General features: G+C 65.7%; 7 protein-coding genes, 1 other RNA gene and 1 pseudogene. 3 read left to right on the forward strand and 6 right to left on the reverse strand.

Features of this window, described 5'->3' with window-relative positions; all coding sequences use genetic code 11:
* A pseudogene (locus tag Q0C41_RS12345) lies at positions 1-544 on the reverse strand (hypothetical protein); the annotation flags it as partial.
* Between the two features lie 257 nt (positions 545-801).
* Here Q0C41_RS12345 and ssrA point away from each other — a divergent pair.
* Together ssrA and Q0C41_RS12355 are read left to right on the forward strand one after the other, a co-directional pair.
* Positions 802-1,158: a transfer-messenger RNA gene (ssrA, locus tag Q0C41_RS12350) on the forward strand.
* 172 nt (positions 1,159-1,330) lie between these two features.
* Positions 1,331-2,512: an integrase arm-type DNA-binding domain-containing protein gene (locus Q0C41_RS12355; RefSeq protein ID WP_291984082.1), complete on the forward strand. Its 1,182-nt coding sequence runs from the start codon at positions 1,331-1,333 to the stop codon at positions 2,510-2,512.
* On the opposite strand, the gene Q0C41_RS31405 is transcribed toward Q0C41_RS12355, so the two are convergent.
* Together Q0C41_RS31405 and Q0C41_RS12360 are read right to left on the reverse strand one after the other, a co-directional pair.
* Positions 2,451-2,738 (reverse strand): AlpA family phage regulatory protein, encoded by a 288-nt coding sequence (locus Q0C41_RS31405; RefSeq protein WP_367079206.1) that lies wholly within the window; start codon positions 2,736-2,738, stop codon positions 2,451-2,453. The two genes, Q0C41_RS12355 and Q0C41_RS31405, sit on opposite strands and share 62 nt — an antisense overlap.
* Entirely contained in the window at positions 2,735-2,974 is a 240-nt protein-coding gene (locus Q0C41_RS12360) for a hypothetical protein (protein ID WP_291984083.1), read from the reverse strand. Before Q0C41_RS12360 ends, Q0C41_RS31405 begins: the two co-directional genes overlap by 4 nt.
* Before the next feature lie 1,114 nt (positions 2,975-4,088).
* On the opposite strand from Q0C41_RS12360, the gene Q0C41_RS12365 reads away from it, so the two are divergent.
* Positions 4,089-10,271 (forward strand): hypothetical protein, encoded by a 6,183-nt coding sequence (locus Q0C41_RS12365; protein WP_291984084.1) that lies wholly within the window; start codon positions 4,089-4,091, stop codon positions 10,269-10,271.
* A 191-nt stretch (positions 10,272-10,462) separates the two neighbouring features.
* Here the strand turns inward: Q0C41_RS12365 and Q0C41_RS12370 are convergent, their stop codons facing one another.
* The 3 genes from Q0C41_RS12370 to Q0C41_RS12380 all read right to left on the reverse strand — a co-directional run bounded on the left by Q0C41_RS12370 (position 10,463) and on the right by Q0C41_RS12380 (position 15,239).
* Positions 10,463-11,035, reverse strand: coding sequence for a JAB domain-containing protein (locus Q0C41_RS12370; protein ID WP_291984085.1), 573 nt, complete (start codon positions 11,033-11,035; stop codon positions 10,463-10,465).
* Positions 11,036-11,218: 183 nt separating this feature from the next.
* A complete protein-coding gene (locus Q0C41_RS12375) occupies positions 11,219-12,331 on the reverse strand; it encodes a DUF932 domain-containing protein (RefSeq protein WP_291984086.1) in 1,113 nt (370 codons plus the stop codon).
* A gap of 247 nt (positions 12,332-12,578) precedes the next feature.
* Positions 12,579-15,239 (reverse strand): ABC transporter permease, encoded by a 2,661-nt coding sequence (locus Q0C41_RS12380; RefSeq protein WP_291984087.1) that lies wholly within the window; start codon positions 15,237-15,239, stop codon positions 12,579-12,581.
* Positions 15,240-15,266: the final 27 nt, after the last annotated feature.

The following is a 15,266-nucleotide window of genomic DNA, read 5'->3' on the forward strand; positions in this document are numbered from 1 at the left end:
CACTGAGGGCGTCGAGCACCTCGCTCAGGGTCGTCGCGTCGTCCATGCCGCTGATGGCGTGCGCAAGGGCCTGGACGCGGCCGGCGACGTCCTGGCGGGCCAGCTGGGTGGACTCGAGGAGTGCGGCGGCCTTGCCCTGCTCGTTCTGCAGCTGCGCCTGGCGCACGGCCTCGACGAGGGCGCGTTCGGCGTCGGCGAGGGTGGCGTCGGCCTCCTGGCGGAGTTGCGCAAGGGCCATCGCGTGGGTGTCGCGGGTGGTGTTGACCAGTTCGTCGAGGTCGCCGAGCTTGCGGTCGCGGTCGGCGAGGGCGGCCTGCAGGTCGGTGACCTGCTGCTCGAGGGCGGCGGTCGCCTCGGCGTGGGCCGCGAGGGCCTCGGCGTGGGCGGTGGCGGTCTCCGCCTGGGCGGTGTTGGCCTCGACGGCGACCTCGGCGGCGGCGGTGCGCAACTCCTCGGTGAGGGCGGCGAGCCTGGCGCGCAGATCTTCGTCGAGGCGGTGGACTGCCGCGGTGGCGGCCTCGGTGATACGGGTCTCGAGCGACATGGGCGTCTCTGGTGGCGAGTGTGGTCCCGCCGTGACTGGCTGGCCGTGGGGGGATTATGCGAGGCCCATACCACCTCGTCAAGGCACGAGAATACTGGGAAAATTCGAGGAATCGCGGCTTGCGGTGCCGGGGTGTGGCGCGTACACTGTCAGTATCGTCGTTGGGCCGTCACTCTCGCCATGGCAGGAACTGCCACGGGTGGGGTGGGGGCGAGCGACGGGCAGTCGCGAGGGAATCCTCGCGGCGGCATCTCCAGGGGGGCGTCACGGCTTCGACGGAGGTGTGGACCCGTGGGATGCGTGCCGAGGACTCCAATTCCCTCGTTAATCCGTTGGAAACCAAATGTAACTGCGGAACCGCAGCTTGCACTCGCAGCTTAATTAACTGCGACGCGTCGCCCTAGAGCGCCCTCGACCGGGGACGACGCGCCATTCAGAGGGCTGGCCCCCATCCGGTGTTCCGGCAGGTGGGGGCGAGACATACCGGGACTGGCTGTCAGGTTTTTCTCGTCGCTCTTCGAGCCTGCGCAGTGAGATTTCAAGAGCGGACACGCACGTAGAGTCCTGCGGCGATGCGCCCTCGGACGCGGGTTCGACTCCCGCCGCCTCCACCATTCGTCAGTCCAGACCAGTTCAGGATGGTCCATGAAAAGCGGAATTCGCTTAGAATTCCGCCATGGATCGTCCACGTACGTCCAGAGGCGTCCACCCCCATCAGGCCGAGCGTGGGGGTACTTTTGGGGGTATCGTCGATTTTGGGGGTATCGATACTCTGGGGGTATCGCGATGCCGCTGAAAGACGTGGAAATCCGGGCCATTAAGCCCGGTGAGCGTCCATTGAAGCTTTTTGACGGTCATGGCCTGTTCCTGGTGGTTCAGCCGACCGGCTCAAAGCTCTGGCGCCTCAAGTACCGATGGCAGGGGAAGGAACGGCTGCTCAGCCTCGGTCCCTATCCATCCCTCACCCTGGCGGCGGCACGCGAGGAGCGCGCGGAGGCCCTGCGCTGCCTGCGGGAGGGCATCGACCCGTCGGTGCGCAAGAGGGTTCGGGGTCAGAAGGGCGACACCCTGCGCGCGGTCGCGACCCGGTGGCACGCAGGCCGGAAGGCCGACTGGACCGCCGATTTTGCCGCCGATGTCTGGCGGTCGCTCGAGCTCCACGTCTTCCCCACTCTCGGCGACCGACCGATCGCCGCGATCACGCCGCTCGAACTGTTGTCGGTGCTCAACCCGCTCGTCGCGAAGGGCTCCCGGAAGGAGACCGTCCGCCGCATTCGCCAGCGCCTCAGCGAGATCTGCCGTCTGGCCATACTCGAGGGCCTGCGGCCCGACGACCCGGCCTCGGTGCTCGTCGATGCGCTGCCGGCGCCCAAGTCGACGCCCATGCGGGCCATTCGCGAGCAGCAGGTCGGCGACTTCCTGGCGGCGGTGACGAGGGCCGGGAATCTGCTCGTGACAGCGGCAATCCGTCTGCAGCTACTGACCGCGGTGCGGCCGGGCGAGGTGCGGGAGGCGCGGTGGGCGGAGTTCGAGCGGCAGCGGGCGGAGTGGACGATTCCGGCAGGACGCATGAAGCGCCGACGTGAGCACGTGGTGCCGCTCAGCCGGCAGGCGCTGGCCGTGTTGAGCGACCTGCGTGCGCTGACAGGACACCGGGAATTCCTGTTCCCGCATCGGCTCGATGCCGCAAGACCGTTCTCCGACAACACCGTCAACGCGCTGATCGACCGGGTCGGCTGGTCGGGCGCGTTGACGGCACACGGACTACGATCCCTATTCTCGACCGTCTCCAACGAACGCCAGTTCGCCGCACCGGACGTGATCGAGCACGCCCTGGCGCACGTCGAGCGGTCGCGCACCAAGCGCGCCTACGACCGGGGCGACCGGCTGGAGGCCCGCCGACTGCTCATGCAGCGCTGGGCCGACCACGTGGACGACCTCTGCGCTGGCCCATCTCCGACGACGTGAGCGACGAGGACACGATCGGAGCCTTGACACGGGCGGTGCCGATGCGTTCATGCACCCAGGTTTGAACTTCCGAGTGCACCCAACGTGCGCAGTTCCGACTCAGCGCGATGGGGCGAGGAAAGGTCCCCTGCTTCATCAGGTGGTAGATGTACGCGCGGCTGACGCCAACCACTGCGGCGACGTCGGCAGCGCGAAGCAACCGCTCCTCCCCTACTGAGGCGTTCATGCGCGCACCTCCCGGATGCCTGGCCTTTCCGAAGTCGGCTCGTCGCTGGCTCCAGGCGCGAGCCACTCCAGTTCGGTCTCGACGGCGCGACGCGGTAGCCGCAGCAGCGCAGCGGCCTCGTCGATCGTCAGCCGCGAGGGTGGCGTCAGCAAGGTGTAGCGAACGGCGGTAGCGCGCCGACGGCGAGCGCGCCGCTGGAAGAACGGCGAACCAGCAAGTGCGATGTGACTGTGCATCTTGGCCTCGGCGGGCCCGGACATCCGGGCTGGAGTCGAGGAAGGCGCCCAGGAGGGCGTTGATGCGGGCAATGAACCGGCATCACCGGCGACAGGTTGGTCGCGCAGCGTTCTGCATCGACGGCCTCGCACGCGCAAGGTCCGGCGTCGGTAGCGGGGGCGGTACCGGACTCGCGGTGCCGCCTTCACCTGTAGAACCCGGTTTAGGATCAAATTCTTACGAGCCGCGCGGCAGCCGTTGGCTACAGAGAACGCTGGACCAGCAACGCAGGAGACTACGGGGAACCGCCACCCTTGTGTTTTCATGAAGTTGCGCTAACTGGTCACAACCCGCGACGGCCCAGAGCCGCCGCGGATTCTCAGTAATTTGTCAATTGACCTCGACCGTTGTCGACGGCTCGAGGCTGGGCGCAGCGGCTCATGCGCGCAGTTCTGAGAGCGGCTGCCCGTGGCTCGCCAAGGCTAGATGCGAACCGCTCGGGCTGGCCGCGGAGGGCACGCCGAGGGATGCGCGGAGAATGGCGACTTCCTCTGGTGTCAGCCGGGACGGCGGCGCGAACAGGGTGTAGCGCACGGCCGCTGCAGGCAGTACGTGAGGGCGGTCGCCACTACGGCGCGAGTGAGGGGAGCGGAGTTGGCCGCGCAACTCGGCCTCCGCGAGTCCGGTGCTCCGGATGGACGTCGAGAATTCGCGCCCGTGGGCGCTCGATCCGGGTGGTAGACCTGCATCCGCCGGGACCGAACGTCGCCGGGCTGCAGCTCGGGGCACTTTCAGGGCTCGGCTTCTAACCACCTAGAACCCCGCACACGCGTAAGTTCTTACCGCCACTTGTCATCCTACAAGCGGCACAACTCTTCCCAACAACCGGAGGTGTTCCGCGTCCGTCAGAGGAGCGCGTGTGCCGTCCGAAGACAGCGAGCTTCCGCTATGCTTCAGCGGCAGCACGGCAGCCGTCACTGAGGCATGGAGTGCCGTCCGCCATCTGTGAGGCGAGGCGCCGAAGCCAAACGAGCTTCGGAAACATCGTCTGGACGGCGGACGGACAACCGACGGACCTTGAACTTCGGGAGCAAGGGCTTCGAACAGGAGTAGCCGAAGGTGAATGACAGGAACATGGAGAGCGCTGCGGTTCCACTTCCGACGGCACATGGCCAGCGCCCTGACTTCCATGTTCTGGGCGACGCCACATTCCAAGAACTGTGCCGTGACCTGTACCGGAAGGAACGAAACATCTCCGCGGCGCAGGTGTTTGGACCCTCCGGCCAAGCTCAGTTTGGGGTCGACGTTCAGGCGCAACACCGCAATGACGACGGCATCAGCGTAGGTCAGTGCAAGTGCATCGTTCCGCAGGGGCTCACAGTCGGCCTGGTCCAGAAAGCTTCTGGCGAGTTCCTTCAGCACCTGGAGTACTGGCGCGAGCGAGGAGTGCGACGTTTCATCCTGTTCGTGTCGCCAGATGCTTCAAAGACACAGATCAACGAGGAGTATCAGCGCCAGAGGACTGCGTTCAGGGAGCTTGGATTCGACTACGAGTTGTGGGGACAGGCTGAGCTTGTCACGAAGCTACGTCCGCATCCAGACATCGTCCGCACCTACCTTCTCGAGTACTGGGCGGCAGAGCTCTGTGGGACCGGCATCACGGGCTTTCCTCAGGACACAGTTCTCATCAATCGCGTCCTCCACGAGCAGACACGCATCCTGGCTGGGCACGTCTCGGCCGACAGCGCGGCCGAAGTCGAGCGACTCCGAGCACTCTGGCGGGAAGGCAAGAGCGGCGCGGCGGCTGACGGCTTGGGGCGCCTTCGCGATCCCGGGCGATGGCAGGCTTTTCCCGACGCGTTGCAAGCTACTATTCGCAGATTCGAAGGGCAGTTGGCTCTTGACTCTGGCGACTTGCCTCGCGCTCACTCACTCGCAGATGAGGCCGACGCGCTGGCGCCAGGAGCCGGTCGCCGCCTCCGAGCTCTGATCGTTCGGCGGGAAGCAGGACCGGCAGCCGCTTTGCCTCTCCTCGCCGCCGACGACGATCTCGACACGGTCACATTGAAGGCAGGGCTGTTGCTGGAAAGCGGACAGGTAGTCGACGCCATCAACTTGTTGACGCCGCTTTCAGGCACCGCCGAGGTCCACCGGCTACGAGCTTTGGCGCACGTTTTCGGGCGCGACATGTTGCAGGCGCGGCTGGAGATCGACAAAGCCAGCGAGTTGGCGCCCACTTGGGTGAGCGTCCTTTACAGCCGGGCCATCGTCTATTACCTGAGCGGAGTGTCTCCAGCCGCCGTTCCAGCGGGCCTGCCCTCCTGGCCGGAACCAGAGCCTTGGGAGTTTGTGAGGACGGACGACACGAGCCGAGACCACTTCGCCCGAGCTGCACACGCGATTACCCAGATCGACCTAAAGAATGAGGATGGCGATGAGCGTCGTGTGCACGAATCTTGGAGACTGGCAGCGCTGGCGAATGACCCAGAGCGGCGAGAAGAGGCCGTTGAGTACTGTCGTGAGCTCCTAAACCGAGATCCGGGTCACTACCAGGCGCTCGTGTGGGGCCTCGCCAGGCGTTTGGATGTGGACTTCTCAGCCTCCATCGTTGTTTTACAAGAACGCGTTGCGGCTGGAAACGCATCAGTGCCGGAAATCGTTGCGCTCGTGCTCCTGCGCGTCGAAGGGGGCAACCACGCGGCAGCCTTGGAGCTTCTCGATGGAGCCCGGCTACGCTTCGTCGACAACGCGGCCGAATCGCTGTGGAGCCTCTGGAAGCTACAGGTCACCGCCGCAGCAGGCGCGCAGCCAGAAGCAAGCGATGCCTCCCCCGCTTCGCCCCAGGCGCAGCTGGTGAGACTTCGGGCGAGAGCATCGAGCACCGGCGTCGTGGACGAACTACTAGCAGAGCTGCAGGATCGGCACGACGCCGGTGACGCCCAAGCATCGTTCGAGCTATGCAAAGAGCTGGGACTCGTCGGACGCTGGGAGGACGCGGCCAGCTTGGCCCGCGGCTTGACAGCCAGTGTTGGGACGGCTAACGCACTCTCGTTGGCTGCGGTAACGCTGTACAACGCCGGCGACTTCTCTGGAGCCCTGGAGCTACTCGAAACCCACTTGGGTCTGTTTCCTCATGGCGAGCCCCCAAACGACATGCGGCGCCTGCGGCTCCTCGCGCGCCGTCGCATGGGTATGCTGCCGGCCGCGGCAACCGAGGCGGAGGACCTCTTCAGACGACAACCCACGCAAGAGCACTTCCTGCTGCTGGCCGACGTTCGCTTTCAGATGGGCGATCTGCACGCCCTAGCCGCCCTCGCCAGAAGCCACGACCAGTTCCCAGGGCTTAGTGCTGTTGAACTCCTGCGGCTCGCGATGCGCACAGCGGTCGAGGATCAGTCGCTTGCGAGGGGCTTGTGGCACCGAGCTGCCTCGATCGGCTTTGCAGACCACGAAGTTGTCATTGCTGTCGACGCCGGGTACCGGCTGGGTCTTGATCGAGACCTGCGCACGCTCATTCAGCGCATGATGCAGCTTGCCGGCAGCCCGGGCGCTGGTATTCAGCGGTACGGTCTTGAGGACATCCAAACGCTGTTGATAGCGCAGCGACACAACGCTGAGCGCGTTTCTGAACTCTATCGAACTGGTCGGATTCCGATTCACCTCCTTGCCCACCACTTCCAGCAGCCGGTCTCGTCACGATACCGTCGGGCGATGCTCGCCAACCAGCAGTCTGGCCACTCCGCGGCTGGACCTGTTTTCTCCCGCGCTGGATGGCGGACTATTCCCGTAGCGAAGTTCGAATCGAGCGTGCGTCTCCGGCTACACGCCGACACGACGGCACTGATGACCGCTCACCACTTCGGGTTACTCACACACATCGAATCAGTCTTCGCTCCGATATTGCTGCCGCACGGGACGCCAGTCGCGTTGGCGCATATGCGAGACATGACCCTGCCGCCTCAGCCTGCGCGTCGGGCCCCACTCAAGGCGGTTCGTGATGCACTTGTTCGCGGCGCCATCAGTATCGTCCAGGACAGCAGAGGCTCAGGCTTTGCCGATAAGCGCCTGCTTGACGTCGCGGCGACGAATCAATGGCTGCTTCTGGGCTCTCTGCCACTCTCAGACGCAGGACTCGTCCCACTGGCGCTGACGCCAGAGGACCACGAGCGTGTGAGAACGGCCCACTGCGTCGTTGATGCGCTCAAGGGGCTCGGCGAGCTGTCAGAAGGGGACGCCGCTCAGGCTCGCGATGCTCTGGGACCTGAACACGGGCCAGCAGTGATTCGACATGTACCTCGTGGCGCGAACATCCTGTGCACTGCCGGCGTACTGGAAGGCCTCGCTGGGGGTGCTGCACTCCAGGCTGCGACCCGTACGTTCTCGTTTCATGTGTTGGCCGACGACTATGACACGTTCGTTGTCCAGCCTTTGGAAGCCTTCGACGTCAGCGAGGCAGACGCGCTGTGGCTGACGGGATTGCTTGACCAAATAAACACCGGTCTTCAGAGGGGCACGTATCAGCTGCTCCCGCTGGTGACTCACGACGGACGCATCGGCGACAGCGTAGGAGATTCGCCGACGTTCGGGTGCCTCATGGATTTGTTGCGGCTGGCGCCGAAGGACGGCGACGTGCTGTGGGTCGATGACCGATGGGCCACGCGATATGTGCACAAGGATGGTGCGCCGATCCTAGGCACGCACGATGTCGTCCGCGTTATGCACGAGAGGGGCGCGATCCCAGACGAACGAGTGGCGTCGTTCGTTCACGACAGCCGCGATGCCGACCTCCGCTTCATCTCCCTCACTACGGCCGAACTCAGCCAGCGAACACGGCAGGCATTGGATGCGAGCGGAACCCTCCACGAGTCCAGAGAATTGCGAACTATTCGACGGCAGTTCGCAAGAAGCGTGGCGGGGGGCGACGATCTGGTCGTTGCAGAAGACGGGGTGGGGCCGGTCGAGTGGCCATACATCCTTGAGTCTAGCCGGGCCGTCGTGGACGCGATGGTCGAAGTATGGGCCGAGAGCGAGCCCTCTCAGGTGTCCAGACATCGATCTGAATGGCTCTTGCGAAGCCTGTACATACCCGACCGCGGGCGACAATTCACTCGCGCACCTGCTGACCCTGCGATCGACCATCATCTCGAAGCGATGGCGCTGGTCTCCCTAATCTCCCACGCGATTCGATTGGCCAGCACCGATCAGGGCGAGCAGAAGAAGCGCCGGGCATATCTAGAATGGATCCACGCGAGACTGATTCGTCGCAGGTTGGAGGCAGACCCGAAACTGGCGAGCACCGTCATCGAGCTGTTGAAGGAGTCGCTCCTTAGCGTGCTCGAACCCTCGCTCCGTCGGAAGCACGCGCGACTCGCCAAGTTGATGCTTCGGCAGCTCGTGGCAGACCTTCCGGAAGAGATGAGCGCCCGCTTGGCCGATGACCCGGGCTTCCTCAAAGCGCTGGACGTGGAGGGGATCCGGCAGTTTCGCATCGGTCCCCACTACATCAAGGCCGATTCATTCTGGCGAACAGCGGCGGAAGTAGCTCGCACCGGTGAGCAGGCCGCATTCGACGCGAATGGCCACCAGCTTTTGGTGAAGCGTGACCAGCATGTGGCAGGAGGGCAGCTCGTCGTTGCGGACGCGTCAGACGGACTCCAGTATCTGATTCTCTCGGGTGAACTCGACATCCTCGGAGACACCGTGGCGGCCAGGGAAGCGATGCTACGCCGTCTAACCCCGCTCTTCGACCGGGACAAGGCCGACACCGACACTGAGGTCGCCCGCGTGGCCTTGCTCGACAGCGCTGCCGAACGCGTCATGGAGGTAGCGAGACTCCGAAGGACCAGTGCAGCAAGTCATTATCTGGAGCTGGAGAACACGGTCTCTCGACACGAGGCGGTCGATCGAGACGACTTCGTTCTAGAGGACGTGGAAGCACTGACGCGGCACCTCCGGCTGAAAGCGGTCGGAGGAGCATTCAGCGATAGACTCAAGGACGCAGCCGCAGCCTTGTTGGACGAGGTTGGGCTTCGCGAAACCATCGTGCGACTGTCTGGCCTGCCGTGTCCACTACCCGACAGTATCGAGCGGGCGGTAGCAGACCTGTCCAGCGATGGGCGGCGGGCTTTCCTTGGCGACCTCAGCAAGACGCTGGGCACGTCGCCAATTGCCTCAGCCCACGTGGCCCATTTGTGCGAGCGAGCAGGCACCGAACGACCAGTCTATCGTCGTTACGTGAGAAGGTGGGCCAAACGGGCCTCTCTTGCGGCGCTCGATCTCCGTAGTGAAGCGTGGCGAAAGGTTCTACGGGTAATCGCCAACGAACTGGCTTACGTCGAGGCGTTTCGTCGACTTCCGACCGACGAACGTCTCACAGTCGTCTGGACACACGGCGACCGGGTGTTCCGCATTCTCGTCAACGCTCATGCGAGCGAGGAGTGGATTCGCGACAGTTTTGGAAGCTGGAGTGATCGGCTGCCAGCGGAAGTGGCCTTCACGGACGCGGCATACCTAGCCGAGTGCTGCCACCCCAGACACCTCGACCTGCTGTCATTCTCACTCGACGTCGCTGCGTATGCCCTCGGCGATGCCGGAGGGGATGCTACCTTCCGTGCTCAGTTGTCGCAGTGGGTCGAGGCTGAACCAGCACGCCTGCTTGCCTTGCGGCAACAAGCGGGCTGGAGACCGGACTCAATGAGCTCGCTCCTCGGATCCTGTGCAACGCCTGCACGTCAGCGACTTCTAACTTCGGACTTGGCTGAACGTGTGAGCCCCCCGACGTTGCTGTCGCAGGTCGAGGCCGCGCTTGCGGCGCTCGCGAATGGTGACATGACGCACCCATGGGTCGTACTGCGAGCGGTGGTCAACGATCAGACACTGCCGCATCATCTCGTTGATCAAGCGAGAATTGTGATTGGTTCGTTGGACCTCGTTGCTCTCTGCAGGGATGATGTTCAGGTGGCTGCTATTGCCGCGGTGTTCGGCGCGCAACATGCGAGCCGACTAGGTGCCGACATCGTCGAGCGAGTACGGAGCCAGCTCGCGGACCTCGCACGCGAGTGCCAGCGTGCGGGCGTCTCGGAGGTCCAGGTTGTCGAGGTACTCCTTTCGTGCCCCTTCTACCTGTTTGCGACGGAGTCTGGCGGGCGCGTTCGTCGTTTCGAGCAGATTGCGAAGCTTCTTGAAGAACTCATTCAGATATGGCCGGCAACGAGGGATGGGGCACAGGTCCTGCTCGACCGCTTGACAGAAGGGCTCCCGAATGAAGACGCTCGTTTTCTGTGGGGCCTGCAGGTGAAGTTGCGGGCGCTTCGCTGAAGTCGTCCTGCTCGCTTCTGAGCCGTGGAGTCCGCGGGCATCACGTAACCGAGTGCATCCGGGCGAGTCCTCGGCCTCGTCCAGGCCGCAGCCCCGCGGCGACGCGGGGGCGATGGAGTCGCGCCTTGACGAGGGCCGAGGCGAGCCCCACGCTCGATGCGTGATGCCCGGCCTCGCCTTCTGCTGGACGTTCAGGCACATCCGGGAGGACGTCCCTTAGTGGGATGCGCGCCGCACGCGGCGACGATCTCCTCGAGACCGGTCCCCAGGAGACCCGCCTCGCGGAATGAGAAGTACTGCCCCGCCTCTCCTGCAATGATGTGGTCGTGCAGGTCGAGGCCGAGGATCAGCGCCGAGAGCTGCAGGCGGCGTGTGACCGCGACATCGTCGGGACTCGGCGTGACCTCGCCACTCGGGTGGTTGTGCAGGACGATGAGCCCCGTCGTCCCCGGTGTTAGGACGGCGGGGACGAAGACGTCCGGCATGGACACCTGCGTGCCCGTCCGCGAGCCCCGCGAGCACATGTGCCAGGCCAACAGGCGCTTGCGCACCGAGAGACAGGCGATCGCGAACACCTCCACCGGCTCCTGTGCGAGGAGCGGCGTGAGCGCCCGGGCCGCGGTCTCCGGGTTGTTGAACACCAGCGTCGGCAGCGAGACGACGCGACCCTCAAGGTCGCGGAGGGGTCGATACGCACAGACGAACTCCCGTACGCGGTGGCGGGAGGTGGTCACACTCGAGAACGGGGTGGTGGAACGACTCATGACGATGCTCCTTGCGAGCCGGAGACAGACCTCCGGCCGGTCGCGCACGTCGGGCCACTGAGGCCAGACGCGCAGACAGGCGCGAGTGTTTCGCGCAGGGAACGGGCCGACCTGGGCCGGCCCGTCAGGGATGTGAGGTGGAAGCGCCGCGTGCGCGCTGGGCGCACGCGGCAAGCACCAGGGTCAGTGGACCGTGGTGAGGAGGCGACTGGCGGCGCGGTCAAGGACGAACCGGCCGTCCTGCCAAGGGGTGCGCTGACTGAGACGTGTCAGCCCCTGCACGTAGCCCCAGACCGAACGGGGATTGCCCTCGTACGCCTCCGCGAGGTCGTACGCCTCGGCGGCCGACTTCCGCGGCAGCTCGAGCCGCGTCGTCACCGCCTGGATCACGTCGTCGCGCGTCGCGGCGAGCGGCGTGGTCGCCGCCCGGAGCACCATCGCGCGATCCGCCGACGTGTCGGCATCCAGCGCCTGACGCACCCCGGCGAGGGAGTGCGCCCATGCGTCCTGAATCGTTGTGCCCACGTGCCGGCGACGAAAGCCGGCGACGTGCTGAAAGCCCCAGATGATGTGATTCGCGCACACCGCGCGAAACAGGAACACATCCAGGGTGAGGGCGGCCGCACCCACGTCGCTGTTCCGGAGGATGAACCCGCGAAACAGGCCCGATCGTGAGGCATCGGTCGGGTCCTCGAGATCCCGGTTCCCGTCCACGAGGAAGAGAAACAGGTCGCGATCGCCCAGGTACGCGCCCGACGGGACGCGTGCCGCACCGAAGACGCCGTCCTGATAGCCGAGCGGCAGATGCCAAGCCGGATGCGACGCCATGAGGTCGAGCACCCGGCCCGCCAGCTCGTCGTGGTGGACCCGTGTGTACCGCGGCGAGGTGATCGCGCGGACGGTCCCCGGTGCGGCGTCGTCCACGAACAGCTGGTGCTGTGCGCGGGTCTGTCGGGACATCCCGTGGTTGATGGCCGCCGAGGCGATCGACGCGGGAAGGGAGCGGAGGTACTTCGGCGGCGCGCCGGCGATGGTGGCGAGCTGCTCGAAGCTCCAGTGCGTAAGTGGCGCGGTGCCGCCCACGGGGTCGCGCAAGGCGAGCTCGTCGTCGGTGACCGCCATGGTCCCAAGGGCGCCGGTGGCGATGCGACGTTCTACGGTGCCGAGACGCCGTGTGCGGGCGGCCTCGTAGAGCGCGTGAACGGAGGCGTACCGTTCATCCGGGGGGCGGGTCGCCCATGCGCGATGTGCGGTGAGCGCCGTGATGGTGGATGCAGTCGTGCCGGTCATGGTCATGTGAGAACTCCCTGTCCGTGGCCCTGGGGCGACGGCGGCGAGTGCTCCGTCTCGGGCGAGACGGAGGGGGTGGCCGGGATTGGCCACAGCGAGAGAGCTCACACGTGCACCTGTCTGGTAGACAGTGGTGCCGTTACCTGTAGAACCTCCATTCCTCGCGAAAACTTACAAGCCCTGGTGAGTTCTGCTGAACTCGTTGGAGGGACGCGCTCCCCATGCGTCTGGGCCGATGTCTATGACCGCTGCGCTAGTCGGCCCGCAACGCCATAACAGGGTCCACACGGGCCGCGCGACGCGCCGGCACGAGCGCCGCGGTGAGCCCCGCGGCGGTCAGGACGACGACGACCGCCGCGTACACCATGGGCTCGTTCGGCGTTGTTCCGAACAGGAAACTGCGAACCAGCCGCGCCGCCATCCAACCGCCGGTCAGGCCGAGCGTCAGCCCGGCCAGCAACTGCGCCGCGGCGTCGCCCAGGACCGACCGCAGAATCGCGGAGGGCCGGGCGCCCAACGCGACGCGAATCCCGATCTCCTTGGTCCGCTGCGTCACCGTGTAGGCCATGACGCCGTAGATGCCAACGGTGGCGATCGCCAAGCCCAACGCCCCAAAGAGACCCACGAGCAGCATGGTGAAGCGTCGTCGTTCGACCAGTCGGTCGAAGTACTCGGCCAACGTCCCTTCGTCGACCCGGACGGGCAGGCCGGCGAACTCCGTGGCGATGGCCTGACGGATGCCCGGAACCACGTCGCTTGCCCCGTGCGTCGTGCGGACCACCAAGGTCGCTCCGAACGTCCTGGACTGCGTGATCGGGACGAACGCCTGGGTACGCCAGTCGCTCTCCGGCCCGTCGTGGCGCACGTTGTCGACAACGCCGACGACAGTGCGGTCGCCAGCGACATTCACCACCTGTCCGATGGCCTCACCCACTCCGAAGTAGCGAGCGGCAGCGGCTCGGTTGAGGACGACCACGGGAGCGCTGGCTTCGACGTCGCCCGACGTGAAGGCCCGTCCCCGCAAGAGGGGCACCTTCAACGTGTCGAAGTACTCTGGAGAGACCTGATTGAAGTCGATGTCGAGGCCTGACAGCTGACGACCCGGGATCGCGAAATCCGCCGTGCGCAGATCACCGCGCAGTGGCAGGCCACCACCCGCGATGGCCGCGGCCTCGACGCCGGGTAGGCTCTGGACGCGAGCCAGTGCGCGGAGGAGATGGTCCCGGTTGCGCCGGGCCGCCCGTTCGGGATCGTCGGGTATCTCCGCAAGGCGGACCTGCACGGCGTGCACATTCTGGACGTCCAGCCCCAGACCGACGCCCGTGACGCGCGCGAAACTGGTCAGGAACAGCCCCGCGCCAACAAGCAGGACGACCGCCAGCGCGACCTCGGTGACCACGAGCGCACGGCGGAGCCAATGAGCCCGCGGCCCAGCTGTCGACAAGCGTTCGCCCTGCTGGAGCCCGTGCCCGACGGAGGGCCACAGCAGTTGCAGCACCGGGGCAAGACCGAACGCGAGACCGGTGGCGGTGGCGACCGCGGTGATGACCACAAGGACGCGGAGGTCAATCGCGATCGCTGAGACCCGCGGTACGTCAATGGGAATGGCCGTCTTCAACGCCTCGAGCCCCCACCACGCCAGGACCACGCCCATCGCGGCCCCGATCAACGAGAGCACGAGGCTCTCGATGAGCAGCGCCCGGACCAGATCCCAGCCAGACGCGCCCAGGGCTGCGCGAATCGACAGTTCGCGGGTCCGGGTCGTGGCGCGAACGAGCATCAGGTTGGCGAGGTTGACGCAAGCGATGAGCAGGACGCACGAGACCGCCATCAGGAGCAGCATCATCCACGACCGAACGCTGCGCGTCATAAACGCGTGCAGCGGCTCGACTCTGACCTCGCTGTCCTCGAACCACCTGGGCGTCTCTGCGGCAAGGGCCGCGGTCAACTGTCGCATGCGCTCCGCTGCGACCTCCAGGGACACGCCGTCCCTGAGACGACCAACGACGTGCAGGTTGTAGCCGTAGTCGGTCCCCCGGACACGGTCGCTGCTCGCAAAGATGTAGGGCACATAGACGTCGACCGGCTCGCGCGAGCCGAGCAGATAGGTGTCGATCGGGTAGACGAACCCGGCAGGCATGACGCCGACGATCTCGAACGTCGCACGTGGACCTCGAAGCCGCGCGCCGATGACATCAGGCCGTCCACCAAACTGCTGCTGCCACAATTGGTAGCTGATGATGGCAATGGCAGCACGCCCCGGCTGTTCGTCTTCTGCCCTGAACGCCCGGCCGCGAACCGGAGTGACGCCCACCACGGGGAAGAAGTCTGCCGTGACACGCTGCCCCCTCAGATTCCTGGGCAGCGGGTCCTGGTCTCCCTGCACACTGATCTCCGCATACCCGACCGCGGCCAGCCCCGTCAGGACGTCCTGCCGGTCCCGCCAGTCGAGAAACGTCTGTGGGGTCGTCTTATGCAAGGCGGCCGCGTCGTCGTGGACATTTCGCTCCCCGACGACGACCAACCGGTCCGGGCGGTCGAACGGCAGCCCTCGCAACACCACGGCGTCGACGACCGTGAAGATGGCGGTGGTCGCACCGATGCTCAGCGCGAGGACCGCGAGCGCCACCATAGAGAAGGCGGGGCTGTTCTTCAGCGAGCGAACAGCGAGGCGGACGTCTCGCCAGAGGCGATCGAGACGCATCGTCCTGACGTCGCGGACCGCTTCGGTGGTGGCGGTCATCCCTCCGAGCTCGACGAGCGCCACACGACGCGCCTCATCAGGCGTGACGCCACGGCGGACCTGCGCATCGACGGCCTGTTCGATATGGAACTGCAGTTCTTCGTCGAACTCGGCGCCGATGGCGCGTCGACGTGCGATTCCCCGTGCAAACGCGAGCAGCCTGGCCAGCATAGGTGCGCCTCGGTCTCGGAACCGCTG

The organism is Luteitalea sp. (assembly GCF_022842525.1).
Classification (GTDB): domain Bacteria; phylum Acidobacteriota; class Vicinamibacteria; order Vicinamibacterales; family Vicinamibacteraceae; genus Luteitalea.

Coding starts and splice junctions, on each gene's coding strand:
- Q0C41_RS12355 (WP_291984082.1), top strand. CDS start 1,331: ATGCCGCTGAAAGACGTGGAAATCCGGGCCATTAAGCCCGGTGAGCGT.
- Q0C41_RS31405 (WP_367079206.1), bottom strand. CDS start 2,738: ATGAACGCCTCAGTAGGGGAGGAGCGGTTGCTTCGCGCTGCCGACGTC.
- Q0C41_RS12360 (WP_291984083.1), bottom strand. CDS start 2,974: ATGCACAGTCACATCGCACTTGCTGGTTCGCCGTTCTTCCAGCGGCGC.
- Q0C41_RS12365 (WP_291984084.1), top strand. CDS start 4,089: ATGGAGAGCGCTGCGGTTCCACTTCCGACGGCACATGGCCAGCGCCCT.
- Q0C41_RS12370 (WP_291984085.1), bottom strand. CDS start 11,035: ATGAGTCGTTCCACCACCCCGTTCTCGAGTGTGACCACCTCCCGCCAC.
- Q0C41_RS12375 (WP_291984086.1), bottom strand. CDS start 12,331: ATGACCATGACCGGCACGACTGCATCCACCATCACGGCGCTCACCGCA.
- Q0C41_RS12380 (WP_291984087.1), bottom strand. CDS start 15,239: ATGCTGGCCAGGCTGCTCGCGTTTGCACGGGGAATCGCACGTCGACGC.